We start from the raw sequence: 25,361 nt of genomic DNA, 5'->3' as shown, positions 1-25,361 counted from the left end.
AATACCCTGTTAGGTATATGTCAACGAATATTATTTATTTTCTTTAAAACACCGTAAATGAAGGGTTTTATAAAGTTATATACATCGATATTTCCTTATATATATAGGGGTATATGTATTTTTTCATAAAAAAAGTATCTAATTTTCATTAGATACTTAAAGTTTTCTCTAGCTCATTACAGCTGTTTTTAATTTATCAAGTGCCGTTCGCTTAATTCGTGATACATGCATTTGTGAAATACCTAGCTGCTTACCAATTTCAATTTGTGTCATATTTGCCATAAATGTTAGCTCAATAACATCCCGTTCCCGGTGATCTAATACTTGAATGCTTGCTTGAACAGCCATCATTTTCTCCAAATAATCAAAGTTTTCATCTACCGATCCTACTACATCAAAAAAAGTTCGATCCCTATCCTCACTGTCCACATCCATAGGTACATCTAATGATAAGGTGTTGTAGCTTGTCATCATTTCCATCGTTTCAAGCACTTCTTCTAAACTTGTATCTAAAGCTTGTGCAATTTCTAAAATCGATGGGGAACGCTGTAAAGTAGTCGTTAACTCTGCTACCTTACGTTTAATTTTAGGTCCCAATTCTTTTACCCTACGTGGTACGTGTACATCCCATGTCGTATCCCGAATATATCGCTTGATTTCTCCTAAAATTGTCGGTATCGCAAATGCTTCAAAGCTACGTTGAATGGATACATCAAAGCGACGTATCGCTTTTAATAAGCCAATAACCCCTACCTGAAATAAATCTTCTTGTTGCGCATAGTTTTTCACATATCGATTTGTAATGGAATAAATTAATGATTTGTAATTAAGTACTAACTGCGTTTGCGCATCCTCATCACGATTTTGCTGACACTGCTGAATCCACTGATGTACTTGCTCTTTTGATGCATACTTTGTTGTCATCGATATACACCTACTTTTCATTGGTATGAAGCATTCACACAAAAACAACATACTACAATAAGGACCTTCTCTCACTTTTCTACCCATTAAGTGTAAAAAGAAATCTTTATTTCTGTAAAATAGTGTAAAAGTGGGAGTGCTCAGGCATATGGTTGCATAAACAAAATCCTTTTTATGGAAAATTATCCGTTGTTAAAACGGGTATACAATAAAAAAGGAGGGAGCGGAATGCCGACATTCGGTTTAGCAATTAACGCATCAAATGTGACCCAATCTGCTGCATTTTTTTGTGAGGTTTTAGGCTATGAAGTGCAAACAAGCGTTGGGGATTGGTATCGTTCACTTGCGCGCTCTGACATGCAGCAAATGGCCATTGATTTTGTACAGAAAGACCATGAAAGCTTACTTAAACGCCAATTCCAAGACCCAGCAGGATTTTTACTCGCCTATATTGTTGAGGATATTCAGCAAATGTATAAGAAAATAGAAGATTTAGGCGTGCCTATTTTGACAAATATTTTACGGGAGCCATGGGGACAAACGCGTTTTCAAATTGAAGCCCCCGACGGTTTAATTATTGAGTTAATCGAGTTAGTGCCGCCTGATCCTGAATGGTTAAAAGCTCAAGGACTCGATGCATAATAGAATCTTATCTTCATTTTAGGAGCCGTACACAATATAAAGAAGGAATTGCGCTGGCGAATTGACCTAAAAATCTGAGACAGTATAAAAAGAAAAAGCACCTTCAAGGAGAAAAATCTTTAGAGGTGTTTTTTAATGGGTGAAGCAGTATCCAGACGGAGAGGCGCATTGGTTACAACAGCCTTTCGGAAAACAATACACCTATGGGAAAGACATATCTAAACTGACGTCGCATGATTATTAGCAAGCAATCAAAAAAGGCGTTATCATGAGCATGTCCCGTAAAGGCATGCCCGCTAATAACGCCATCATTAGTACGAAACATTTTATTTTGATGGGCTTTTGATAACGACAAATGGCATTGTCGTTCAAGCATACATCAACTACGATAATGATACGCGGATTTTGGCCAAGTTACACCCCAGTTGAATACCGGAAAAAGATGGTTTAACAAGAAATTGACGGCGACTCCTAGAGGCCCCTAGGAGTCGCCGTCAAATTCAGCTGAAAGATATTGTCTTTTTCTTTATCTCACTTTCGTGGGTCAGTTCCCGCGCAAACGATTCTTTCTTTTCTTTTTGCTAATTTTTGTCAACTGGACATCTGTTATGGACCCAGCTTCTTTTATTATTTAATTTTTATTGCTTCTAAAATGGACTTGCCGTTTTGACTAATTTGAATCAAGCCATGCTTTGGTGCGATAACATAATTAATTGCTTTTTTGCCGCTACCGATTTTTGCGACTGTACATTTTTTAAACGTACCCGCTTTTATTTTCACCGTCTTATTAGCAGATGCTACACGCATTTTGCCATAATCCGTTTGAATGCTCGTACCTACTTTACTTAGCTTCACTGTGAAATAATCTTCGCTAGTGCCACTAAATAACGAGAAGGTTATAATTTTCTTTTTTGGCTCATACATTGTAATCAGCATTGTTTCTTCATCTTCTGTACTACCAATCACACCTGTTAGACCCTCTGCTGTTTGCTGCCATTCTTCCTCTGTCATAAAAGCAGTCGGTTCATCCGCAAGTAACGCAAATTTTTTCGTGATTAATTTATCATTGTCGTCATTCATTAATGCCTTGTATGTATACGTTTTTCCAACTGTCGGCATATAATTTGTCGCGGCACTCGCTTGAAGCGGCACCCAAGCCAATACAAACGCAAACAAGGCTACTAAAAACCCTTTTTTCATATCATTACCACCTTTCTTCTCCATATTACCCTAAAAAGATGGTTTTTCATAATAAATATTTACTATTTAATGTTATTTTGCAAGCGTTGTAACTCTTCGTCAATTTTTGCCACATCAATGCGTTCGTAGAGTGGCTGTACTTGCTGGACTACTGCTGGCAATGTCGAAATCATTTGCCAACCGTTTGCCTCGATGGCTAACATACGTTTTAATTTTTCACACGCAAATGGAATAAAGGGCTGCAAAAGTTGTGCCAAATTTTCAATTAAAAAAACACATGTTGCAAGCGTTTTGGCACATTGCTCAGGAGCCTCTGTTAATGTGCGCCATGGCTGTGCTTCATCAAAATAACGATTGCCTGCTCGTATGTCTTCAAAAATGAGCTCTAGTGCTTGCTTTAAGTGCCCGTTTTCAATCAATTGGCCAGCTTTTTCATACAATACAGCAACACGATGATATATGGCCACATCAATCGGAGCTTGCGGTACGTTGCCATCAAAAGATTTGGCGATAAATTTTAGATTTCGATTCACAAAATTCGCAAATGCACCAAGTAACTCACTATTATGGCTATAAATAAATTCACGCCATGAAAAATCAGCGTCGCGATTTTCAGGCGCGTTAATTGTTAAAAAATAACGCAAGGAATCGGCATCGTAGCGCTCTAAGAAATTAGGTACCCACACCGCCCAGTTTTGACTGGTAGAAAGTTTACGTTTTTCTAACGTTAAATACTCGTTCGAAACAATATGTGTTGGCAATGCCTCATTATGTGCGCCCATTAAAATAGCTGGCCAAATGATCGTATGAAATGGAATATTATCTTTACCATGCACGTAATAAGCTCTTGTTCGTGCGGGCCACCACTTCTCAAGCGCCTGTCCATTTTGCTGTGCCCATACTAAACTCGCTGTATAATACCCCGCTACTGCTTCAATCCAGACATATATTTTCTTTCCGTCATAGCCGGCAATTGGTACATCGATACCATTAGGCAAATCCCTTGTCACGGCACGGTCTGGTACACCTTCTTGTAAATAACGTTTCGTTAGTTGCAATGCATTATCTCGCCAGGTACCCGCCGCTTCTGCTTGCTCGACAAAATGCTCTAGCTGTTTCTGGAAAGCACTAAATTGGTAATAAAAATGCTCTGTTTTACGAATTTCAGGTGCTGTGCCACAAATTTTACACTGCTTTTCAAGCAACTCAAGTGGATCTAAAATCGTCGAACAATTATCGCATTGGTCGCCGCGTGCCTTTGCACCGCACACCGGACAGATGCCCTCAACAAAACGATCCGGCAAAAATTGTTTATCTACAGGACAATAGGCTTGCTCTATTTTTTTCGTATACAAATAGCCATTCGCTTGTAGTGTTAAAAATAAATCCTGCACAGCCTGATGATGTGCCTCACTATCCGTACGCGTATACAAATCATAGGTGAAGCCTAGTTCTTGAAAACAGGCCTCAAATTCCTCGTGATACCGGTTGGCAATGGCTTTAACCGTTGTCCCCTCTTGATTTGCACGTATTGAAATCGGCGTACCATTACAATCACTACCAGAAACATATAATACATCTTCTCCTTTTAATCGATAATAGCGTGCTAAAATATCCCCTGGTAATAATGCTGCGACATGCCCTAAATGTAGTGAGCCATTCGCATATGGCCATGCGCCACCAATAAAAATACTCATAATATCTCCTCCTAATAAAAAAACGCCCTAATCGAAAAATCGATTAGGACGAATCGTATCGTGGTACCACCTAAATTTACTAGTTGCATCTGCAGCTAGTCTCTATCAGTACGTGTTCATACTGCTCCTGTTGTAACGAGTGGCTTCTCGCTGCAGCCTACTTTCATTTCGGTGCAGGGCTCCAAGGTCATATTCATTCTCCGTCATACGCTTCATTTCCACCAGCAGAAGCTCTCTTTACTATGCGACAAGAATTACTCTTCCTTTTCTTCGCCTGAATATTTTACAAGTATGAGCATATCATTTTTTAAATTGTTTGACAATTAAAATAATTTGGATTGCCTTCAACCTCCATTTGAGTTAACATTAATAAAAATAAAGTTAACCTAAATGAGGTGCAAAAAAATGTATCAATTACGCGGACACCATATTTTTTGTATGGTCGGCTATCAAGGAGTTGGGTATTCTAAGGAATACGCGGATAATATGACAGCTGTTCATAATAAATTACAGCAACAACCCCAAAAATTAGTTCAACTGATTAGTGGCCCTGATATGCTCTGTGCAAAATTCCCATGTTATCAGGAAAATCATTGTCATGAAAAAAGAATTTATGCGCAAGATGCGGCTATTTTAGATTTCCTCGGTCTACAAGTTGGGCAAATTGTGTCCTGGGCGACGATTGAGCAACGCTTAAAAATTTATGCAAAGCCTAATAGCATTCAAACACTTTGTGGGCATTGTACATGGCGAAAATTTGGCTATTGTGAGCAAGGTTTTAAACATTTACTCGATGGGCACGGGCTACAAGATGTGAAGTTTTCACCATAGGCTTTCAACTGTTTCACATCCATTAGAAGATACATGATAAAAGAAGAATCCATATAACACGAAAACAATTAAAAAACTAAAGAAAATAGGCCAGCCAATTGTATGAAAAACAAGTGCTTCAAACTGCAGCATCGCCAGTAAATAAAATTGGAAGCCAAACATTTTTTTGCGCATTCGCAAGCGAAATGTTGTTGTCCCACAACGAGGACAAGGTGTTTTTCCCTTCCACATTTTTTTACGTAAATAACGCTCGGAAAGCTCCTCCCCACATGATGGACAGTAAATCGTTTGTTTCACACGTCTTAGTAAATAAATATAGACGATGTGACTTAAAAAAATAAGCACAACGATAGCGTACCACCAGTTAAACGCGACTGTAGCGCCCGTATGTAACGTTGTCGTAAAAGTCGGCAGTAATAGTACAAAAAATAACAAGGCTGTCGCTACCCATGCGACACTGATAAGCATTGGTTTTCGAGAGGGTTTCGTCACCGTTTGCGTTTCTCGCACGATGCGTTCAATCTCTTGTTCCGTTAGCATAATAGGCTTCAATTCCGCTTCGAGTTTCTTCTTCATCTATCGCCACCTCCAATTTCTCCTTTAAATGCATGCGTGCCCGCTGTAATCGACTGCGCACCGCCGAGGACGTAATCGACAAACAGGAAGCAATTTCAGGCGTTGTCCATTCCTCAAAATAATGTAAAATAATCACTTCACGCTCTTTAAATGTGAGGGTATGTATCGCGCCAATCAGATTTTCTGTGCGTTCTTTTTGTAGTAGTCTTCGTTCGGGTGTCCTAAAATCGACTTTCTCTGTCATCGGCTCATACCATTTTTTCTGCTTACGTAACAAATCATGACATACATTCACCGTCATCCGCACTAAATACGTTTTAAGCTGACTTTCCGCACGAAACTGGTCCACCTTCTTCAAACGCTTTAGCCATACTTGCTGGACAACATCTTTTGCGAGCTCGCGGTCCTTAACATACAAATACGCAACCTGATGTAAATAGCTACTGTATAGCCGTATTTCCTGTTCCATTTTCTCGCCCCCTTTACTTATTAGACGTAGTAGCTGCCAAAAACGTCCCATTTTCTTTTAAAATAAATGAAGAAAATAGAGAGATGGACTAATATAATGTTATCTTTACTAACCCCTGACTTACAGCAAAAAGGAGCTCGGATATTTATCCAAACTCCTAAAAACCCTAATGAGACTCTACACGTTCGACTGCGCGGAACAAGCGCAAATCTAATTTAGCAGTCATAACACCTATAAGCATAAAGGCCGCTCCTATATAGCCTTGCATCGTTAAAACTTCGTGTAAGAAAATGAAGGAAAAGACAATCGTAAATACGGGCTCTAATGAGAAAATAAGTCCCGTTCGAAGCGGTGTTGTATATTGCTGCGCGACCGTTTGTCCAATAAAACCACACGCACTGCACAAAATACCTAAAGCAAGTACCGCTACCCAAGCAGTTGATGTTTCTGGTAGTTTAGGTGTTTCAAATAAAAATGCGATGACGAGTCCCCAAAGCGCTGTAAATGCAAGCTGCCAAATGCCAAGTGCAAGCGCATCACTCTGCGTTGCGACACGATCAGTCACTAATATGTACAATGCGTATAATAGCGCACCAATAATAATGAATAAATCACCCATGCGAATACCGAATCCATGTGTCATCGTCATCAAGCAAATACCGATAAAAGATAGCACAACGCCAAATAACACATGCCGTTCTGGACGTTTTTTATAAAATAACGCTAATAATAACGGCACAAATACGACCGCAAGACTAAATAAAAAGCCTGCATTCGATGCCGAAGTAGATTTGACACCAATGGTTACCACAATCAATGAAGCAAACAATAAAGTGCCAAGTAAAAAGGCATGTTTCAGCATAAGCCATGTCGTTTTGCGCATCCGTTTATAAAAAACAACTGCTGCTAATATAAAGGCAATACCAAAACGCAATGCTAATAAATTGCTCGGTTCAATTGACCCTAAGCCCATTTTAATAAATAAATACGAGGCACCCCAAAATAATGTCACAACGACCATAATCAAATCGCCACGCATTTGCAACTTCGAGGTACGTTCTTTTGTCTCGTGCATTTTGTATCACCTATCTTTCAAAATTATATAAAACTTATTATAATAGCCTTATACATATAAGAAAAATGAATGTTTTTGACGATTTACATGAAAAAAATTCACGTAAGGAGAAATGGTCATGTCTCTAGCAAAATTTGAAATTATTAGCACAATTATTGAGTTAGGAAGCTTTGCAAAAGCTGGCGACAAACTTGGACTTACGCAGTCTGCCGTTAGCCATGCTGTCTCTAGTTTAGAAAAGGAATACGGCTTTTCGTTATTAACTCGCGGCCGTGCGGGTATTCATTTAACAACAAACGGCGAGCGTATGCTTAGCTATATGCAAGCCATGCTCAAAACACAAAAAGAAATGGTACAAGAAATCGCCAACATTAACGGCCTTATCGTTGGTGAAGTACGCATCGGGACTTTTTCAAGTGTATCTTCGCAGTGGCTACCAGAAATCTTACAGCAGTTCACCGAACTCTACCCTAATATTGATATTCAACTCTACGAGGGAGATTATGACGCCATTGAGTCGTGGATTGCGAATGGCTATGTCGATTTCGGTTTTGTATCACTCCCTACTTCCTATCAATTGGATGTTATTCCGCTTAAAAAAGATCGCATGGTCTGTTTTGTGGAAGAGCATCATCCGTTTACAAAACTTGATGCCGTCACATGGGCTGATATTAAAGAACAGCCATTTATACGTGCAAAAAAGGGTAGTGACAACGATTTACGACGGATTTTAAAGCAACAACAAATCATCCCCAATGTCCGCTTTGAACTAGCAGATGACCAAGCCATTTTTTCAATGGTATCGCATGGTATGGGCATTAGTGTGCTTTCAGAATTAGCGATGTTCCGTATCCCTGAAAATATTCATATTATTAAATTAGAGCCTGAGGAATACCGTACAATCGGCATTGCAGCACCTTCCTTTAAAACGATTGCACCCGCTACAAAACGCTTTATTTCCTACTTACAACAATATGTCGACCAAAAATAGCTTCTGCATTAAAAAGACACCTCCAAAAATTTGGAGGTGTCTTTTTCATCTTTTATTACCGATAAGCACGTAAAACATCCGCATAAGATTGACGCTTTTCGATACGTTTAGAACTACGCTCAGCAAGCGGATTATTTGTTTTTTTCATCCTGTTTTTGTACATCTTTCAAATGATTCATCAGAACTTTCTTTTCGACTGATGACAACGAACTTTTTGAAATCGTTGATAATAAATGCATAACCGTCATATCCACATCCGATTTTGTACGCGCCATCCGCATCATTATTTCCATCATACGTCGCTTTCGCATCATTTTTTCAACCTCAATCATTTTATCTAGTGTATGGAAACGTAAATATACAATCTTGCTTGCAGTTAATGCTTTGTCCGCCGTAAATTTTGCATAGATTGTCTGTACACGCTTATCTATTGTTGCACCTTTTTATAAAACGGAGGACGACAACGTGTTGTACATTTGCTTTTGCCTAAGATTATAGACAATAGCTGAAAACGTTTGACTTTTTGTCTGGGGATTAATGTATTTTTTCATTACAGCAAGCATCGCTTGTTCCACAAAAATTGAATGAATGACCATAACATTCTCTCCTATCACTTTTTATCGAAACAAACCTCTTTTTTGTAAAATAATTGCTAGAAAATCCCGAATATCAAAAACATGTCTTTCCTCATTGTTTTTAACTTCTTTTTAACCTTAAGTATATCTTTTTGATTATATCAATATTAAAAATAAGTTAAATTTAATTTCACAATAGTTAAATAGATATAAAAATAGACTTTATGAACTAGGTTATTTTATTTTTTTTGGGGCATTTATAGTAAAAAGCAGACAAGGACGGTGAGCACATGAAAAAATTAAGCTATACTCTTCTCTCTTGCATGTTACTAGCAGGATGTGCGGGAGAAGAGGCACAACCCGTAACAAAAGCACATGAAAAAATAATGATTCCAACACCTTCAAAAAAATCTGTAGAACCTATTTCACAAGTAAAAATACCTGAAAAACTCATCGCACTTACATTTAATGGACTTGCAGATGATGGCAAAATGGACCAATTACTCACTGAATTAAAAGCGAATAATATAACAGCAACTTTCTTTATTCCTGGTATTGAAGTTGCTGAACGCCCTGATCTTGTGAAACGAATTTTAGCAGATGGTCATGATGTGGAAAATAACACGTTAAACTTTGTCATGCCTGAGAAATTAACTTATGAAGAAGCGTACTTAGAAATTTCCCTTGCTAATAAAGTAATGAAGGATAAATTAGGTATCGAACCAAATTTAGTTCGTTCTCGTTCTGGAGATTCAAGTAGCAATTTCGAACAAGCAGCTGCTGAACTCGGCATGCAAGTTGTTACGAATAATATCAATCCAAAAGACGGTGACATGCAAAGCGCTGAAGAAATCACAAAATATGCGAAGCGCTGGGCAAAAAGCGGCTCGATTCTTGAACTGAATACGTATTTAAATGATGAGGTCATTCATGCCATACCGATGCTTAAAAAAATGTTCGCCAAACAAGGCTATGAAATGACCACCATTAAAGAAGCGATGAAGCATGCGTATTTAACCGACAACTATAAAACAAACAATTTAGATTATGCAGAAGATTATAAAGATGTTCAGCCCAACATTGTCAAACGCTTCAAAACAAATGGCAAAAAAGAGCTCGCGATTACATTTGATGACTGGAGCAGTGAGGAAACCCTTACAAAGGTGCTCAATATTTTACGAGAGCATCACGTAAAAGCGACCTTTTTCTTAATTGGAAACGGTGTTCATACTTCGCCGCAACTTGCTAAACAAATTGTGGACCAAGGACATGAAGTAGCAAATCACTCTTATGCCCATGACGATTCCACTACCCTTACGCCTAAACGCTTACAAGAATCCGTTATAAAAACTGACAAAGCCATCTCTTATGCAATTCAAAAGCCAGGAAATCGTATGTATCGTCCACCTTATGGCTCAATCGACAATAAAAGTGCACAGGCGATTACTGCAACGGGTATGGATTACATTATTTTATATGATGTCGCATCTTTTGACTGGGACATGACGCGTTCATCAAAAAAAGTATTAAATAAGGTACTCGATAAAGGGCAGCCAGGTAGTATTCTTGGCATGCATATTCTAGACGACTCCCATATCTTAACTGTGTTACCAACAATTTTAGAGACTTACGAAGAACGAGGCTATCAATTCCGTTTAGTCTCGGATATGTTAGAAGACTATGACTATTACACGAATGAAGGTGACGATAGATGATACAAGAAGTATTAACATTGGTGAAAAAAGACCGACGTAAATTATCTAATATTCCAGACCCACATCAAATACGCCATCAAGTCGACCGACGTGGTATTTCAGCAAATGATTTAGACGCAAATGAGCAATACGTACAGCGCCAACAAGGTCAACGTTATGTTAGCAATTTTCCAGTAAAACTACTCTCTACAAAAGAAGCGGCCCAAACCGTCACTTGTTTAGACATTTCTAATAAAGGCATGCTTGTACGTTCAGATGAGCCCATTCATACTGAACAAACAGTAACCCTGAAATTTAAAATAGATGGTGGCGTTATGCCAGAGGGTTACGAGGCACGTGTAAGCATCCGGGCTACACCTATTCGTGCTTACGAGGAAGATGGCGACTACTACCAAGCTTTTGAATTTGAACAGCCACTGAACCGTTACATGAAAAAAAGACGCTGGGGATTATCCTTTTTTGCTGCAAGTTTATTTTTACTATTCTGTGCTGTCATCGTGCTCCTAATGCGTACGGAAAGTGTATTGTATTTTAAATTCAATAAATTCCTTTATTTATATAGTTTAATTGCTGCAACGTTTTTATTAAGTCGTTATGTATTTGGGCTCTTTTACCGAAATGTTCCCATCAATCCACATTATGAACCGGGTGTCACCATTATTATTCCAGCCTTTAATGAGGAACAGTGGATTCACCGCACAATTACTACATGTGTCGACCAGGATTATCCGATTGATAAATTAGAAATTATCGTTGTTGATGACTGCTCGACAGATGAGACATTCCGTAATGCTCAGCGCACGATTCAAGAATTAGCAAGAGACGGTGAGCGCTTTCAAATTGCAGAACGTCTACAATTGATTCGTCTAGCGCAAAATAGTGGCAAACGCGAAGCACTCGTTGCCGGCGTTGAAAAAGCAAAGCATGAACTGATTGTTTTCGTCGATTCAGATAGCTTTTTAGAACCAAATGCCATTCGTAATATCGTACAGCCATTCCAAGACCCTAAAATGGGTGGCGTTTCTGGTCGTACAGAAGTCGAAAATAAATATACAAATACGATGACAAAGCTACAAACCGTGCGTTACTACATCGCTTTCCGCATTATGAAAGCGGCCGAGTCATATTTCGATGTCGTTACATGTCTCTCAGGCCCTCTATCCTGCTATCGTAAAGATTTAATTGAGAAGCACCAGGAGGCTTGGTTAAAGCAAAAATTTTTAGGCCACCCCGCTACCTTTGGCGATGATCGCAGTATGACAAACTATATTTTAAAAACACATCGTACTGCTTATCAAGATGCGGCGATTTGTTCAACAATTGTGCCATCTCAATTTAATGTATTTTTAAAGCAACAAATGCGCTGGAAACGTTCTTGGCTACGTGAATCGCTACGCGCACTAACGTTTATGTGGAAAAAAGAGCCGCTCATGTTCCTGTTCTTTATCGTCGGCTTGATTGTCCCGATTGCGGCACCTATTGTCGTTGTCTACAATTTAATTTATGTCCCAATTGCACACCAGGTTTTCCCTACTACTTTCGTTGTGGGACTCACAGTTATGGCACTACTCCTAAGCTTTGCCCATCTGTTATTCCGTAAAAGTACACTTTGGCTACATGGTTTAACATTCGTATTATTTTATGAGTTCGTACTACTTTGGCAAATGCCAATTGCTTGGTTTACTTTCTGGAAATCTACATGGGGAACGCGCGATACCCCACAAGATTTAGAGGAACGTCGTTTAAAAGAAGAACGAAAAATGCGTCGTGCGGCACTAAAGCGAGGAGGTCGTCTAGATGGCGAAAAATAAAGAATTAAATGTCAAAGCAAAAAATCGTCATAAGGTCATCCGTACAATTTTAGAAGTCATTGCGATTATTGCTGCTGGCTTTTTTGTCATCAAATCGGTGTTCTTTCTTTATCATTATGAAGAACCAAAAGCAGCTGCAAATGATGCAAAAGGCTTTGTTGCTATCTCGTACTTTGGTGTAGATCGTAGCGGCTCAACAAAACATATTGGACGCGAACAATTAAACAAGCAGCTTAGCATATTAAAGGAACAAGGCTTCACTACAATTTCACAGCAACAAATTATTGATTTTTATAACAAAGGAACACCGCTTCCTGAAAAAGCGCTGTTCTTATCGTTTGAAGATGGGCGTACCGATTCAAGTATTTTCTCACAAGCTACCCTCGAAGAGTTAAATTTCAAAGCAACGATGTTTACGTATGCCGATAATATGCAAAGTAAGGACAATAAATTTCTAACAACAAAAGATATTCAAGCGATGGTTGACAGTGGCTACTGGGAGCATGGCACAAATGGTAATCACCTTTCGTACATTAATGCCTATGCTCCAAATGGTGACTACCTCGGTGAGATTGCTGAAAAGAATGTTACAGATAAAACAAAAATCGAATACTACAACCACTTTTTAATGGATTATTTACGCGATGAGTATATGATTCCAAAAGAAACAAATGAAGAAATGGACATACGTTTGACAAATGAGTATACAAAGATGAAAAAGCTCTATACGCAAGATGGTGGCGCGCTACCAAAAGCCTATGCCATTATGCACTCAAATGCTATGTACAATATGATGGATGACAGTGTTGAGAAGGTGAATGAACGTAATATTCAACATCTCTTCTCCCTACATTTCAATACAAACCATCAAAGCTATAACGACGCCGAACAAAATATTTACAATCTAAATCGCCTTCAAATTGCACCATTCTGGTCAACAAACCACATGCTATTAAAAATGAAAGATGAATCTGATTTGGACATTAAAATGGTCACTGGGAACAAAAAGCTTGCAAATGATTGGATTGTCGAACAAGGTTATGGTGAATTTACAAAACAACAAATTATTTTAACCTCTGAGGCGAGTAAAGAAGTTTCCGCAACATTAACGAAAAAATGGCCCGCACAGTCGATTGTCGAAGCAGATTTTAATGGGGCTATTATGGGCACACAAAGCATGACATTATCCGACGGTGTAGTAAAAGCTAAAATTAGCTTACAAAAAAATAAACTACTCATTGCAACAGAAAATGGCTACAAAAAAAGCCAGCTTCAAAAAATCAACTTACCAGAAATTGATTGGAAAAATGAAAATTACGCCTTTGGTAAAGCAACCAATTATACGTATCTTGAAACGCAGCAAGGTTCTCGTGTCAATTCCGAGACGTATCCAAATAATATAATGAATGATCGCTATGTACGCGTTCAGGCAGTGAAAAACAAGCTTTTAATTACGGTCGATGGCAAACATTACGAAGCTAAGTTACCAAAAGAATTAGCTGATTTTGCGCTCACATTATCTGGAGAGCACTTAACAAGTGATAGCGAGAAAGAACAATATACAGATACACGCTACGATGCCTTTTTTGAAGATGTAATCGTTTCCAAAAACCGTGAAATTTTATACTCAACACGCGCTTCTGTCGCTGAACGTGTTCGTGATAGTACGAAAAAACAATATGATAATGTTGTCGATTTCTTTATTCAAACATTTTAATGGAGGTGTAGCAACAGGATGAAGAAATTATTTGTAGCCACTTTAATTATCATCATGCTGCTAGGCTTCTATCTTTATAGCCAAAACAAAGCCACTAAGTCAACAGCTTCTTCTAGTATGTGGCTTGTTGATTGGCAGCCAGAAGCCGGACTTCAAGATGCACAAAAGCTAGGAGATGCGCTCGGCAGCGTGTCATTATTCGGTATCTATTACAATAAAGAACATACTAGTTTCCTACCGGCTTCTTCTAAAAAATTAATTATGGATTCAAAGCATTTACATGCAAAACGTTATTTAACCGTTGTGAATGATCAAATTCAAGGCAAAAAAAAATTAAAATCCATTGCAGTCATCAATAGCATTTTGGATAACCCAAAAAGGCATCAGCAACAGCTCATTCATCTAACAAAACAAGCACAGGTCGATGGGCTCGAACTAGATTATGAAAATATTCCAGCCGACAAAGAAGCACAGTATCTTCAATTTATAAAAGACTTACAGCAGCAACTAGATGATGAAGAAATAGCCTTACGTGTCGTCATTGAGCCAACATTTAAGGCGCCTCTACCGGCCAATACCCAATTTATTATTATGGCCTATAATCTTCATGGTCCGCATAATGATGCCGGTCCAAAAGCAAATTTTGAGTTTTTAGATACACTCGCAAAACGGTTTCCAAATGACGCAAAAAACATCACCATCGCCTTTTCACTTGGTGGCTTCCTTTTCACACAAGATGGTGTAAAAAGTTTAACGGATAAAGAGATCGCAGCACTTGATACATCTAAAGCAAAACGTGATTCAGCGAGTGCCGCCATGTCATTTACAAATGAAGATGGTAGTGAAGTATGGTACAGCGACACAGAAACACTTAAACAATGGCGTGATTATATGCAGAAAAAGAACTATACGTATTTTGCCTATTGGCGTGCAGGCGGTATAGCTGAAAAAACGCTAACAATGCTCAAAGACGACTAATTATTAATGGAGGTGTAGAGAATGCCACACAAAATTGCCATAGTTGGTTTAGGATATGTCGGATTGCCACTGGCTGTTGAATTATCACATGCTTATGATGTAATAGGCTTTGATATCCAACGTGAAAAAATCGCTCTTTACAAAGAAGGCATCGATCCTACAAAAGAAATCGGGAATGAAAAACTTCAAGCAGCTGCTGTACAATTCACATATGACGAAACATTATTAACTTCTTGTAATATGTATATCGTGACGGTTCCTACACCGATTCATTTAGATAAAACACCTAATCTTGAGCCACTCATTGGCGCTTGTGAAATCATTAGTCGTCACTTATGTAAGGGGGATATTGTCGTTTTTGAATCGACGGTTTACCCTGGTACAACAGAAGAAATTTGTGTACCTATTTTAGAAGCACAATCAAATTTACAGTTTGAACAGGACTTTGCAGTTGGTTATTCGCCAGAACGTATCAATCCTGGTGACAAAAATAATAGCTTACGAACCATTTTAAAAATTGTTTCCGCTTCTGATGAAGCAGCACTCACTGTGTTACAAGAGATTTACGGTTCCATTATTGATGCAGGTCTTCATATTGCGCCGTCGATTCGTGTAGCAGAGGCAGCCAAAATCATTGAAAATGCACAGCGTGATATTAACATCGCTTTTATGAATGAATTATCGATGATTTTCAATAAAATGAATATCGATACAAATGAAGTGCTCGAAGCGGCTGGAACGAAGTGGAATTTCCTGCCCTTTACACCAGGGCTTGTAGGAGGGCACTGCATCGGTGTCGATCCATATTATTTTCTCTACAAAGCAGAAGTACTCGGATGCAAATCAAAAATTATCGCCGCAGGACGTCAAGTCAACGACGGCCTCGCCCATTACATTGTCGAAAATTTCACCAAGCAATTCTTCACAAAATACCCGCAAAAAACGACGCGTAAGGTGGGGGTACTGGGCGTTACGTTTAAAGAAAATTGTCCCGATACGCGCAATTCGAAAGTCATCGATATTATTACAGAGCTACAGCAATATGGTTTCGATTTACACATTTATGATCCGTATGCCGATGCAAAAGAAACCGTATGTGAATACGGCATTGAGCTTTGTTCATTCGACGACCTCCAAAAATTAGATGCGCTTATCGTTGCGGTGAAACATGATGTGTTCTTAGAAGCCTTCCCAGTAGAGACATTACACACCCATTTTTCAGCAGACAGTAAGCTCTTATTTGATTTAAAACATTTATATAATCGGCACGATTTAACTGTCCAAGATTTTGATGTTTGGAGCTTATAAACAAAAAAACGACTTCTCTTTTGAGAAGTCGTTTTAAATGTCTGGTATATAAGAACATTTTATAGAATTGCCTTCATTATACGTGATGAAAGCTGTTGTTGCAATGCTATTTGTTTTTCAAGCGATAAATCACGAGGGAAATGAGCGTAAAAACGACGATTGCGAAGATGACATACCCTGTACTTTGTGCCATTGTTAGAATAGCGCCATTGACCTTATATTGTCCACCAAAGGCGAGCATATACGACTCCTTGTTCGCCGTCATATTACCAAAGACCGTTGGCAATGTTGGCTCCATAAACAATTGACGCAGTAACACTGTCGTATGACTAATCGGGAAAATTTCAACCACTTTTTGTACAAAGACGGGTAGCACACCCATTGGCACATACACGCCACACAAAAAGCCAATCATTGTACTAACAATTGATGTAAAGGCCGAAAATGTACCCGAATTTTTAATAATTAATGTGAAGAAAAACATCATAACACTGCTCAAAAAGACTGCTAATACAAGAACACCTAATACTTTTAACAAGCTCGTGAAACTTAGCCATTCACCACCAGTAGCTACGAGAAAAATTTCACAGCCAATAAAAGCAATCAATGTCATGAACAGTCCAATTTGGAAAGCACTTAACATATAGCTAAACTGAATCGTATGACGTGACATCGGCGTCGTCAAAAAATCATATAATATTTTGCGCTCGTTATCTTGAACATATAAACTATATGCCCCAAGTGTCGATGTGACAGGAATAATCGATAATACGCCCGCAATCATCCATTCATTCACAAGTGTTTTAATCGCCGCATTTTGCTTCGCCATTTCAGCAATAGAATCTACTTGTAGCTTCTGCAAAAAAATCGCATACAGTCCAATTAAAATAATAATCGATAGCACAGAGAAAAAAACTTGCATCCGGTTGCGGAAAAACATCTTATTGTTACGAATAACAAAGTTTGCTAAAGCACTCATACGCGTCTCTCCTCATTCAGGCGAATAAAGACATCGTCAAGCGATCCTTTAATAACCTCAAAAGATGCGATATATGGGCGCAACTTCAGTAGCAGTGGCAGGGCATCTCGTGTATCCTCAAGTTGAAAATGATAGCGTTCTCCTATTTTTGTAGCATGTAGCTCTGCGGGCAGTTCGGCATCCTCTTTTAATACAATAATTAATTCATCCGCTGCATAGGCTGCCTTTAAGCTTTCTGGTGAGCCCTCTGCAACAATAGTGCCTTCTTTCATAATGATAATTTTATCAGCCACCGCCGCTTCTTCCATATAATGTGTCGTTAAAAAAATCGTCATATTCGTTTCCTGACAAAGTGTTCGTACCGCATTCCAAACGAAGCGACGCGTTTGCGGATCTAAGCCGGTTGTTGGCTCATCTAAAAATAAAATATGTGGTCGATGAATCAATGCACGCGCAATATCTGCACGACGACGTTGCCCACCTGATAACTTCTCATAACGCTTATGTGCAATATCATCTAGCTTTAAATAATGATTCACGAATGCATAATTTGCTTCAAATTCCTTTTTCGATTGTTGATAAAAGCGACCTCGGTGACGAATGTTTTCATATACTGTTAAATAGTCATCCAGCAAATTTTGTTGAAACACAATGCCAATAGAACGGCGAATATGCTCATTTCCTTTCAATGTACCAAGAGATTGACCTGCAACCATTACTTCACCAGTTGTCGCCTGGCGTAATGTACATAAAATTTCAATTGTCGTCGATTTTCCCGCACCATTTGCTCCTAAAAAAGCGAAAAAAGAGCCTTCTTCTACCGTAAATGAAATATCGTTAACCGCGACTTTGTCGTTGTACGTTTTCACTAAATTCGTCACTTCAATCGCATTCATAAACATACCTCCTATTTTTTACGGATGAATTCATTCACCTCATACACTTGTCGCTTCAAGGATTGATATTGGAATAGCCAAATCAAGCTATAAATAACGACAAAATAGAATGTTAAAAAGCCGAAAGATAGCCAAGTAAACACATACCAATGACCAATATAACCAGCAACTAATACGCTCATATAGGTCGCTATAAAATGAAGGATTAGTGCAACAATCATTGGGAAACGTTCCATCGTAAAAATATGTGTAAACAAGCCAATAAAGGCACCCATCATCGAGGAGATGAGTAATTGTTGACGTAAATTTTCAATAGAGATACTCCCAGTTGTCGTTAGCGCGATAATAATCGTACAAATCGTCATGCCAATCATTGCACCTGTAATCGCATTTAATAAAAATCTCATTGTGCGCCCCTCCCTATACCTAGTTTTTCCTTGAGCGGCTTTAGAAATTTGCGACTAATCGGAATTTCCACACCATTTGATAACACTACTTGCGTCGTCCCTAATGCTTTTAACTGCAGTGATTGAATATGATTAATTTGAACAAGTGTCGATTTATTCACACGAATCAATTGTTTTTCAAATTGCTCCTCTAGCTCATACAATTTCAGCTTCGCACGATATTCTTCTTCCTCTGTTTGAATAAAAACTTTCGCTTCTTCTACAAAGATAGAAAATACCTCCTCAATTTTAATGAGGTGAATATCCTCCTCTATATACCCAACAACAGTCGTCGCACGCTGTTGCTTTAAGCCCTTCATTAACATTTCGACACGCTCGTCATATTGCGCGGTATAAACATGGACATCTAACCCCTCGTGCGCGGGTTCAATGTGTAAATGAATGTTCATATCATCCTCCTGCATCTACTATAACTCCCTTCTTTCTCCTATTTCTAAAATCCATTGTATGTGGTCGTTTTTCTAACCTAACACGTCACTTTTTTTAATTAAGTGGCACAAAAAAACGCAACCTTATTTAGTAAAGTTGCGCAAACAATGTAATAAAACCAGATATTACGCCCGTCACAAGTGTCAGCACCGAGTAGCCAATCATTTCTCCCGTAGTCATCAACTGTTTCGCACGACAATAAATGAGTAGTCCACAAACACCGATAAACGTCGCAAAGGTTAGCAAAGTTAGCATCGACGTTACGATCTCTGCTGAGGAGCCTGTCATCTTATTCATCAAATACATATTTGTAAACGCGAACATTAAGCCAAGCACGCTAAGTGTATAGACATAGAGCCCATTTGCCACAAAGCATCGCCCCCTTTGCTATTTGATACCCCATTTAAATTTGTTCAACGCATCATCTTCACATTGACGTAAAGCACCGCAAGTAATAGCACAAAAACGACTGGTGTCAAAACCATCTCTGCAGGTGTAATACCAACTACCCCCATTGTAACGACGAAAGCACCGACAATTAACATCAGCGTTGCTAGAAAGTTAGCTGTCTTTTCTGGATTCTTTGCGCGCTTAACTTGCACACCTGCTAGTAGCTGCCAAAGCTTTTTCACACCGATTAAATAGCCACACACAATCATTACTACACCAAATACGAGTAACTCAATTGTCATATCCTCACCTCACTGTTACACTTATTATAAAACAAAGTTAGAAAATAATGGGATTAAAAGAAATAAACGGGCTTCCCCTATATAAGGATGGTATCATATGATTCACATAGAACTCGAAAAACAGTTAGCAAAAAAACAATTGAAATCACAAGATTTAGCACAAATTATCGGCATGACAAACGCTAATCTATCCCATTTAAAAACAGGTAAAGCGAAAGCGATTCGTTTTTCAACATTAATCGCACTCTGTCAGGCACTCGACTGTCAGCCAGGTGATTTATTACACTATGTACCAGACGACACAGATTTTTAAGCACCCCAAAACAACGCTCCTCCCATACGGTCGACGCTGTTAGGTATTGCATGGCACACTATTTTCCTCCTTGCCGTAAACTTCTATACCACAAACGATTCGATAGGCAATTTTTCTTTTAAAATAACACTGAAATATGGTTTCCATTTTAATTCTAGTAATTGCACAGGGTCTCCATGAATAACTTCGAATGCAAAACGCTTTTTGTTGATTTCATTATCTAAAATAATAAAACGTTGAATTTATTTAAATTCAAATGACCCTATTGTTCGATTTTCTTGTTCAATTTGAATATGAATTAAACTCTTGTCAACATATAATGTAAATGTATCGTTCTCTTCGCCTTTTGCAACTTGATACGTCACTACTTTTTTACCCGCTTTTCACCACTAAAAAAAGCCACGCCAATGCGTGACTGCTCCCTAATCGAATTGCAATGTTGCTACCTTATCTAGCAATTCTTTTGCTTCTTGCGGTTCTAACGTCAAATGACAATTCTGTTCACGACTTGATGTTGCAAGCCAGTCTGCCCCGTTGTCACGGAAAAAAGATAAATCTTCAGGAAAGTTTGGTTGCTGCCATGCATAAAGTGAGGATACGGCTTGCTGTAACACTTTCTTCGCGGCATCATCAGTATGATAATAATATACATATGCTGTTTCGCCATCTAGAATAGTGCTCGCCCATTCTGATTTTTCGACTTTCTGAATCAATGATGGCTCTAATTTTTTTAAAATTGCTTTAGCAGACTGCGCTACCGCAACTTCTTTACGAATGACTAAGTGAAATTTCGCACTTTTTTTACATGCCGCTTCAATAAATGATTGATATGCGTCACCCGTCACATCATTATGCAATTCAAATTCCATGTTATTCACCCTTCCACTTGACTGAAAATTTTAATAATTACAATTATAAAATATTATACAGCGAAAAACTACCGAGCAATGGACCTAAAAAAGCAGCTGGCTAATAAATCGTCAGCTGTTTTACATCCTCATGACAACTTGAAAAAATAGTCGATAATGGTAAGCCCATAATTTCGGTATCGCGTATAAACGCTTCACAATTCGACGTGCGCATCGAACGGTCAATTTCCTGTGTGCCAACGATTTCTACAAGTACAAAGCCACCATTCCGCTGCGCAATATAATAATGTGCATTTTGGAATATGAAGCCAATTTCGCGACCTCGCTTTAATTGCACATCAAGCTCTTGCATATTCATTGAACATCACCCCTTTCATAATAAATAACCGTTTTCTACCATTTGTAATCCTTTTCATACTATTCTTTAAAAGAATTTCTTTATCAGTAAGCATCACCATTTCTAACATGATAGACTTAGAAGGAATATGCTGCAAAGGAGGCGACATCTTGGTTGAATTTTTTCTTACGATGATTGGTCTCTTCATCGGTATCGCATTTTTTCTTTATATCGGACGACGCCTACAGAACCGTATGAACAAGCGTATGACAATGGGTATTGCGATTAGCTATTTTACAGCAGGGATTGTCTGTATGCTTCTTAGCTTTTTTATTCCCTCGCTATTTCCGCTTTTATTTTGTGGATTTCCAGTCGCAGTATGTGGTATTTTATCAGTTGTTCGTGTCCATATGACGATTGATTTTTAACTAAAAAAGAACCTCTTCCATTACACAGAAGAGGTTCTTTTTAATACACTTTCTTTTTACGCTTCATTGCGCGAATACGATCTTTCGTTTCCTTCGATACACGAAGCGACTCTGTAATTTTCGATAAAGCCTTATTATACGTCCAGTCATCCAATGTATTCTGCTGTAAATATGGCATCGTTTCAATCGGTTTTCGAATAAAGAACATGGACACTGACCATGCGACACCCATACGAACATAATAATCATCATGCTTCAGCGTATCTAATAGTGCTAAACTTTTTTCGGTGTAGTCGTCATTAATATAATAGTTGAGCATCATCACCGCTGCAAAACGTTGATCATACGCTTTATCACTTGCGGCATACTTTTCCACAAGTGGCCAGTAAAGCGCTTGATTTTTTTTTGCATCTTTTAGTGCCGAGCAAAAGCCATCACATACCGACCAATTGCGGATTTTTGGAATAAATGCCTCCACATAAGGAATACGTTCCTCTGCAGGCATTTTCATCATGCCAATAACAAAGCCTTCTAGCTGTGTTTCTTCAAAATAGCGATTTTCTACTTCTGCTAAAAAAGTAAGTGGCTCATCTTTTATAATTTCTTTTGCTAGCTGGCGAAGCACAGGAATACGCACGCCTAAAATATCTGGCTCATTCGGAATTAATTTTTTTGTAAATTCTCGGTAAGATGGCTCTTGCACTGCCTTTAGACGTTCATGAATCGACATCGTTCATCTCTCCTTCGTCCATTCATTATACGGTGAAACTAAAAAAAACGCGATGCTCGTTGCACCGCGTGAATAATCTATAATTATGATTGTGCAATCCAAACTTTTCGGTCAACCGCATCACGATACGGCATAATCCACTCAAAATGCTCTGCTAAGTATTTCATTCCCGTATAAGTAATTTCTGCTTTTTTCAAATCTAAGCCACCCTCTGGAGCTAAATGTACGTTGCTAATATAGCCATCTTTTTGTAGCTGATATACAAAATGTTGAAATTTTGCAACGTCAACACCATAATCAGCAGCACAAATTTTTGTGTTTTTGCGCTCTAATTCTTTAATAAAACTATATTGTAAACGTTCTAAATTCATAAAAATCCCTCCATACCAATTACTCATTTAAGTCGGGTATACGAATCATTTCATATCTCGGCTTTGTTTATCTTTTCCCAAAACAAATAAATCTAAAACCAATATGTACACATTTTTGACACATTTATGCTTCTTTTATATAGTGAAAACAGAAGGGGCAGGGTCTATGAATGGATTACTATGGGGTATTTTTTGTTATCATAGCTTATTTCTACTATTCTTTTTAACACAAAGCCTTTATCTCATACCGAATGGCTATATGTGGGATTTTTGGGGTATTACTGCTTCATTTTTAGCTTTCGGCATTAGTCTTTACGTATTTATTAAAGGCAAGCGTTCGTTTTTAGTTTTATGGTTACTCTTTGCTGGATTTATTACAACATTGTATTTCATTATTGGTTTATCTATCGGTTCGATTTAATCGTATGAAAAAAGCAAGTAACATGCCCCCACATGTTACCTGCTTTTCATCATTATATTTGTTTCAAACGCTCAATCTTTTGCTGGCATTCATTAATATGACGCTTTAATGTCGCCGCATCTACACGCATCTCTTCTAATAACAGTTGCAACTCAATATAAATGGTTTTTGCTTCCGCATTCATTTGTTGCTCTTCAAGACTAAATTCTTTTAAATCTTGCTCATAGCCTGCAATGCTTTGCTCATAATCAGACAAGCGCTTCATATGTAGATTGATTGCATTTTCATAATTTTGTAATACGCACGTTAAATAAACATCATTTGCACTAAATTCCATCGTAGCTTCACCCTCTGATTTTCTCTATTCCAACAATCCCATATACCCTATTTACTTACCTATAAACTAAATTCAATATTTTTTAAAACCAACGTATTCACTTTGTATTGAATATAACAAATTCCTGTCATTTGTACAACGCTGAACATACATTCTAAAGTCGCATTATTTTAAAATATAAGAGGTTATTTTTAATAAATTATTATTATAATTGTCTTATTTTTTCTATCCATATTATTATCAATGATTTTTTAATAGAAATAATTTGACACGAAAAATAACTTTATGCTATCATTAAAAATTTGATAAAGTTACGTTTAAATGTTATTATGAAATAGATGACTATAAACGGAGGTGGATTCGATGTTTCAAATTGGTGAAAACATCATTTATCCAATGCAAGGTGCGGGTACAATAAAAGCAGTAGAAGAAAAAGAAATATCAGGACAAAAACAATTATATTATGTTATTGAAATGGCTATCAGTAATATGCAAATTACAATACCTAAAGATAAAATACTAAGTTCAAATATCCGTCCCGTTACAGATATTGTAGAATTAAATCATATTATCCAAGTATTTCAGCACGAGCAGTCTGAAGAAGTACTACCATGGAAACAACGCTATACATTAAATACAACTAAAGTAAAAACTGGTAGTATGCAAGATTGTGCTGAAGTTGTACGCGACTTAAGCCGTTTAAAAAAAGAAAAAGCATTAAATACAAGTGAAAAAGAAATGCTAGATCATGCACAGAAATTTTTACGTAGTGAACTAAAATTAATCAAAGGCATTACAGAAGATCAACTAAATATTTTTAGTTAATTTAATTTTTTTATAGATGTATTAATATAGTAGACAAATGTAATATTTTCCTTTATACTATATTTAATAAGAAATTTACAAGATAATAATTAATTCACCTATTACAAAGCGTACTAGTGATTGATTTAGTATTTTTTGTAATATGTGAATTTTTTCTTTTTGAGGAATTATAATCTTATTAAATATAATTAAATGGAGGTCATTTAAATGACACAAGGTACAGTAAAATGGTTTAACGCAGACAAAGGTTTCGGTTTCATCGAAGTTGAAGGCGGTTCTGACGTATTCGCTCACTTCTCAGCTATCCAAGGCGAAGGTTTCAAATCTTTAGAAGAAGGTCAAAAAGTAGAATTCGAAGTAGAAGAAGGCCAACGCGGACCTCAAGCTGCTAACATCGTAAAACTTTAATTTTTAGTTAACGATTTCAAAAGCATCCTGTTTACAGGGTGCTTTTTTTATATAACTTTATCGTGAAATATAGTACTACTAGCAAAAAACATTTAAAAGATATAAGCTACCTAACTTCTTTACTATCAGCCTACTCTTTTTCCTCGTCAAAAAAACACCTTCAACTCATTCTATTCATTATTACGGTACACAACCTGTAATATAGAAAAAATTGAAAGTGCTTCATATAGTAATGTCTTATTTGATTTGGAATGTCCTTGACAAGAATCGAACTTGCGACCTACTCCTTAGGAGGGAGTTGCTCTATCCTACTGAGCTACAAGGACGTAAAATTACGTCTTCTATTATAG

General features: G+C 37.7%; 32 protein-coding genes, 1 tRNA gene, 1 pseudogene and 1 other annotated feature. Of the genes and pseudogenes, 14 read left to right on the top strand and 20 right to left on the bottom strand.

Annotated features, from left to right (window positions below; genetic code table 11):
• Positions 1–168: 168 nt before the first annotated feature.
• Positions 169–924 carry an RNA polymerase sigma factor SigB gene (gene sigB / locus QI30_RS16870; protein WP_126991749.1) on the bottom strand — a complete coding sequence of 252 codons (756 nt, stop codon included), beginning with the start codon at positions 922–924 and terminating at the stop codon, positions 169–171.
• A 228-nt stretch (positions 925–1,152) separates the two neighbouring features.
• On the opposite strand from sigB, the gene QI30_RS16865 reads away from it, so the two are divergent.
• Together QI30_RS16865 and QI30_RS21355 are read left to right on the top strand one after the other, a co-directional pair.
• Entirely contained in the window at positions 1,153–1,566 is a 414-nt protein-coding gene (locus QI30_RS16865) for a VOC family protein (RefSeq protein WP_139992987.1), read from the top strand.
• A gap of 256 nt (positions 1,567–1,822) precedes the next feature.
• Positions 1,823–1,995: pseudogene (locus tag QI30_RS21355) on the top strand (IS3 family transposase); the annotation flags it as partial.
• A 198-nt stretch (positions 1,996–2,193) separates the two neighbouring features.
• Here the strand turns inward: QI30_RS21355 and QI30_RS16860 are convergent.
• Positions 2,194–2,766 (bottom strand): hypothetical protein, encoded by a 573-nt coding sequence (locus QI30_RS16860; RefSeq protein ID WP_126991747.1) that lies wholly within the window; start codon positions 2,764–2,766, stop codon positions 2,194–2,196.
• 62 nt (positions 2,767–2,828) lie between these two features.
• A complete protein-coding gene (gene metG, locus QI30_RS16855; RefSeq protein WP_126991746.1) occupies positions 2,829–4,463 on the bottom strand; it encodes a methionine--tRNA ligase in 1,635 nt (544 codons plus the stop codon).
• A 41-nt stretch (positions 4,464–4,504) separates the two neighbouring features.
• Positions 4,505–4,743: a binding site (T-box leader), on the bottom strand.
• A gap of 125 nt (positions 4,744–4,868) precedes the next feature.
• Between metG and QI30_RS16850 the strand changes: the two genes are divergently transcribed.
• The gene (locus QI30_RS16850) at positions 4,869–5,294 is read left to right on the top strand and encodes a DUF1284 domain-containing protein (protein WP_126991745.1); all 426 of its coding nucleotides are present in this window, start codon (positions 4,869–4,871) and stop codon (positions 5,292–5,294) included.
• On the opposite strand, the gene QI30_RS16845 is transcribed toward QI30_RS16850, so the two are convergent.
• The 3 genes from QI30_RS16845 to QI30_RS16835 form a co-directional block, all read right to left on the bottom strand.
• A complete protein-coding gene (locus QI30_RS16845; protein ID WP_126991744.1) occupies positions 5,286–5,870 on the bottom strand; it encodes a hypothetical protein in 585 nt (194 codons plus the stop codon). The genes QI30_RS16850 and QI30_RS16845 overlap by 9 nt on opposite strands.
• Complete coding sequence (locus QI30_RS16840) at positions 5,812–6,339, bottom strand: RNA polymerase sigma factor (RefSeq protein WP_158621057.1); 528 nt, start codon at positions 6,337–6,339, stop codon at positions 5,812–5,814. Before QI30_RS16840 ends, QI30_RS16845 begins: the two co-directional genes overlap by 59 nt.
• Positions 6,340–6,505: 166 nt before the next feature.
• The gene (locus QI30_RS16835; protein WP_126991742.1) at positions 6,506–7,414 is read right to left on the bottom strand and encodes a DMT family transporter; all 909 of its coding nucleotides are present in this window, start codon (positions 7,412–7,414) and stop codon (positions 6,506–6,508) included.
• 118 nt (positions 7,415–7,532) lie between these two features.
• Between QI30_RS16835 and QI30_RS16830 the strand changes: the two genes are divergently transcribed.
• Positions 7,533–8,405: a LysR family transcriptional regulator gene (locus QI30_RS16830; RefSeq protein WP_126991741.1), complete on the top strand. Its 873-nt coding sequence runs from the start codon at positions 7,533–7,535 to the stop codon at positions 8,403–8,405.
• Positions 8,406–8,536: 131 nt separating this feature from the next.
• On the opposite strand, the gene QI30_RS16825 is transcribed toward QI30_RS16830, so the two are convergent.
• Positions 8,537–8,719: a hypothetical protein gene (locus QI30_RS16825; RefSeq protein ID WP_126991740.1), complete on the bottom strand. Its 183-nt coding sequence runs from the start codon at positions 8,717–8,719 to the stop codon at positions 8,537–8,539.
• Between the two features lie 551 nt (positions 8,720–9,270).
• On the opposite strand from QI30_RS16825, the gene QI30_RS16820 reads away from it, so the two are divergent.
• The 5 genes from QI30_RS16820 to QI30_RS16800 are packed head-to-tail and all read left to right on the top strand — an operon-like array spanning position 9,271 to position 16,509.
• Positions 9,271–10,695 carry a polysaccharide deacetylase family protein gene (locus QI30_RS16820; protein WP_126991739.1) on the top strand — a complete coding sequence of 475 codons (1,425 nt, stop codon included), beginning with the start codon at positions 9,271–9,273 and terminating at the stop codon, positions 10,693–10,695.
• Entirely contained in the window at positions 10,692–12,506 is a 1,815-nt protein-coding gene (locus QI30_RS16815) for a glycosyltransferase family 2 protein (protein WP_126991738.1), read from the top strand. Before QI30_RS16820 ends, QI30_RS16815 begins: the two co-directional genes overlap by 4 nt.
• Positions 12,493–14,223: a polysaccharide deacetylase family protein gene (locus QI30_RS16810; RefSeq protein WP_126991737.1), complete on the top strand. Its 1,731-nt coding sequence runs from the start codon at positions 12,493–12,495 to the stop codon at positions 14,221–14,223. The genes QI30_RS16815 and QI30_RS16810 overlap by 14 nt, the downstream gene beginning before the upstream one ends.
• Before the next feature lie 18 nt (positions 14,224–14,241).
• On the top strand, positions 14,242–15,201 hold the full coding sequence (locus tag QI30_RS16805; protein WP_126991736.1) for a glycosyl hydrolase family 18 protein: 960 nt from the start codon (positions 14,242–14,244) through the stop codon (positions 15,199–15,201).
• A 21-nt stretch (positions 15,202–15,222) separates the two neighbouring features.
• Positions 15,223–16,509: a nucleotide sugar dehydrogenase gene (locus QI30_RS16800; RefSeq protein WP_126991735.1), complete on the top strand. Its 1,287-nt coding sequence runs from the start codon at positions 15,223–15,225 to the stop codon at positions 16,507–16,509.
• A 106-nt stretch (positions 16,510–16,615) separates the two neighbouring features.
• Here QI30_RS16800 and QI30_RS16795 read toward each other — a convergent pair whose 3' ends face one another.
• From QI30_RS16795 to QI30_RS16770, 6 genes are all read right to left on the bottom strand, one after another.
• Complete coding sequence (locus tag QI30_RS16795) at positions 16,616–17,488, bottom strand: ABC transporter permease (protein WP_126991734.1); 873 nt, start codon at positions 17,486–17,488, stop codon at positions 16,616–16,618.
• Positions 17,485–18,384 (bottom strand): ABC transporter ATP-binding protein, encoded by a 900-nt coding sequence (locus QI30_RS16790; RefSeq protein WP_126991733.1) that lies wholly within the window; start codon positions 18,382–18,384, stop codon positions 17,485–17,487. Before QI30_RS16790 ends, QI30_RS16795 begins: the two co-directional genes overlap by 4 nt.
• 11 nt (positions 18,385–18,395) lie before the next feature.
• Entirely contained in the window at positions 18,396–18,791 is a 396-nt protein-coding gene (locus QI30_RS16785) for a DUF3021 domain-containing protein (RefSeq protein ID WP_126991732.1), read from the bottom strand.
• Positions 18,788–19,240, bottom strand: a complete 453-nt coding sequence (locus tag QI30_RS16780) for a LytTR family DNA-binding domain-containing protein (RefSeq protein ID WP_126991731.1) — start codon at positions 19,238–19,240, stop codon at positions 18,788–18,790. Before QI30_RS16780 ends, QI30_RS16785 begins: the two co-directional genes overlap by 4 nt.
• A gap of 127 nt (positions 19,241–19,367) precedes the next feature.
• Complete coding sequence (locus tag QI30_RS16775; protein WP_126991730.1) at positions 19,368–19,649, bottom strand: hypothetical protein; 282 nt, start codon at positions 19,647–19,649, stop codon at positions 19,368–19,370.
• A 44-nt stretch (positions 19,650–19,693) separates the two neighbouring features.
• Positions 19,694–19,972, bottom strand: a complete 279-nt coding sequence (locus QI30_RS16770) for a DUF3784 domain-containing protein (RefSeq protein ID WP_126991729.1) — start codon at positions 19,970–19,972, stop codon at positions 19,694–19,696.
• A 97-nt stretch (positions 19,973–20,069) separates the two neighbouring features.
• Here QI30_RS16770 and QI30_RS16765 point away from each other — a divergent pair, with 97 nt between their 5' ends.
• Positions 20,070–20,285: a helix-turn-helix domain-containing protein gene (locus QI30_RS16765; RefSeq protein WP_126991728.1), complete on the top strand. Its 216-nt coding sequence runs from the start codon at positions 20,070–20,072 to the stop codon at positions 20,283–20,285.
• A gap of 242 nt (positions 20,286–20,527) precedes the next feature.
• Here the strand turns inward: QI30_RS16765 and QI30_RS21145 are convergent, their stop codons facing one another.
• From QI30_RS21145 to QI30_RS16755, 3 genes are all read right to left on the bottom strand, one after another.
• A complete protein-coding gene (locus tag QI30_RS21145; RefSeq protein ID WP_255411584.1) occupies positions 20,528–20,650 on the bottom strand; it encodes a hypothetical protein in 123 nt (40 codons plus the stop codon).
• 57 nt (positions 20,651–20,707) lie between these two features.
• Positions 20,708–21,154 (bottom strand): stage III sporulation protein AH, encoded by a 447-nt coding sequence (locus tag QI30_RS16760; protein WP_126991727.1) that lies wholly within the window; start codon positions 21,152–21,154, stop codon positions 20,708–20,710.
• Positions 21,155–21,254: 100 nt separating this feature from the next.
• Positions 21,255–21,512 (bottom strand): hypothetical protein, encoded by a 258-nt coding sequence (locus QI30_RS16755; RefSeq protein WP_126991726.1) that lies wholly within the window; start codon positions 21,510–21,512, stop codon positions 21,255–21,257.
• A 149-nt stretch (positions 21,513–21,661) separates the two neighbouring features.
• Here QI30_RS16755 and QI30_RS16750 point away from each other — a divergent pair, with 149 nt between their 5' ends.
• Positions 21,662–21,919 carry a hypothetical protein gene (locus QI30_RS16750; protein ID WP_126991725.1) on the top strand — a complete coding sequence of 86 codons (258 nt, stop codon included), beginning with the start codon at positions 21,662–21,664 and terminating at the stop codon, positions 21,917–21,919.
• Between the two features lie 40 nt (positions 21,920–21,959).
• Here the strand turns inward: QI30_RS16750 and QI30_RS16745 are convergent, their stop codons facing one another.
• Positions 21,960–22,649, bottom strand: a complete 690-nt coding sequence (locus tag QI30_RS16745; RefSeq protein WP_126991724.1) for a DNA alkylation repair protein — start codon at positions 22,647–22,649, stop codon at positions 21,960–21,962.
• A gap of 83 nt (positions 22,650–22,732) precedes the next feature.
• A complete protein-coding gene (locus QI30_RS16740) occupies positions 22,733–23,020 on the bottom strand; it encodes a YjcQ family protein (RefSeq protein WP_126991723.1) in 288 nt (95 codons plus the stop codon).
• A 166-nt stretch (positions 23,021–23,186) separates the two neighbouring features.
• Here QI30_RS16740 and QI30_RS16735 point away from each other — a divergent pair, with 166 nt between their 5' ends.
• Entirely contained in the window at positions 23,187–23,441 is a 255-nt protein-coding gene (locus QI30_RS16735) for a hypothetical protein (RefSeq protein WP_126991722.1), read from the top strand.
• 52 nt (positions 23,442–23,493) lie between these two features.
• Here the strand turns inward: QI30_RS16735 and QI30_RS16730 are convergent, their stop codons facing one another.
• Positions 23,494–23,778, bottom strand: a complete 285-nt coding sequence (locus QI30_RS16730) for a hypothetical protein (RefSeq protein ID WP_126991721.1) — start codon at positions 23,776–23,778, stop codon at positions 23,494–23,496.
• 363 nt (positions 23,779–24,141) lie between these two features.
• Between QI30_RS16730 and QI30_RS16725 the strand changes: the two genes are divergently transcribed.
• Both QI30_RS16725 and QI30_RS16720 read left to right on the top strand, forming a co-directional pair.
• Complete coding sequence (locus tag QI30_RS16725) at positions 24,142–24,603, top strand: CarD family transcriptional regulator (RefSeq protein ID WP_126991720.1); 462 nt, start codon at positions 24,142–24,144, stop codon at positions 24,601–24,603.
• Positions 24,604–24,810: 207 nt separating this feature from the next.
• Positions 24,811–25,011 carry a cold-shock protein gene (locus QI30_RS16720; protein ID WP_126991719.1) on the top strand — a complete coding sequence of 67 codons (201 nt, stop codon included), beginning with the start codon at positions 24,811–24,813 and terminating at the stop codon, positions 25,009–25,011.
• 252 nt (positions 25,012–25,263) lie between these two features.
• On the opposite strand, the gene QI30_RS16715 is transcribed toward QI30_RS16720, so the two are convergent.
• A tRNA-Arg gene (locus tag QI30_RS16715) sits at positions 25,264–25,337 on the bottom strand.
• Between the last annotated feature and the right edge of the window lie 24 nt (positions 25,338–25,361).

The sequence above is a fragment of the Candidatus Kurthia intestinigallinarum genome (assembly GCF_003991225.1).
GTDB classification, from domain to species: Bacteria; Bacillota; Bacilli; order Bacillales_A; family Planococcaceae; genus Kurthia; species Kurthia populi.
Note: the sequence above shows the minus strand (reverse complement) of the source record. Positions and strands in the feature narration are given on the sequence as shown.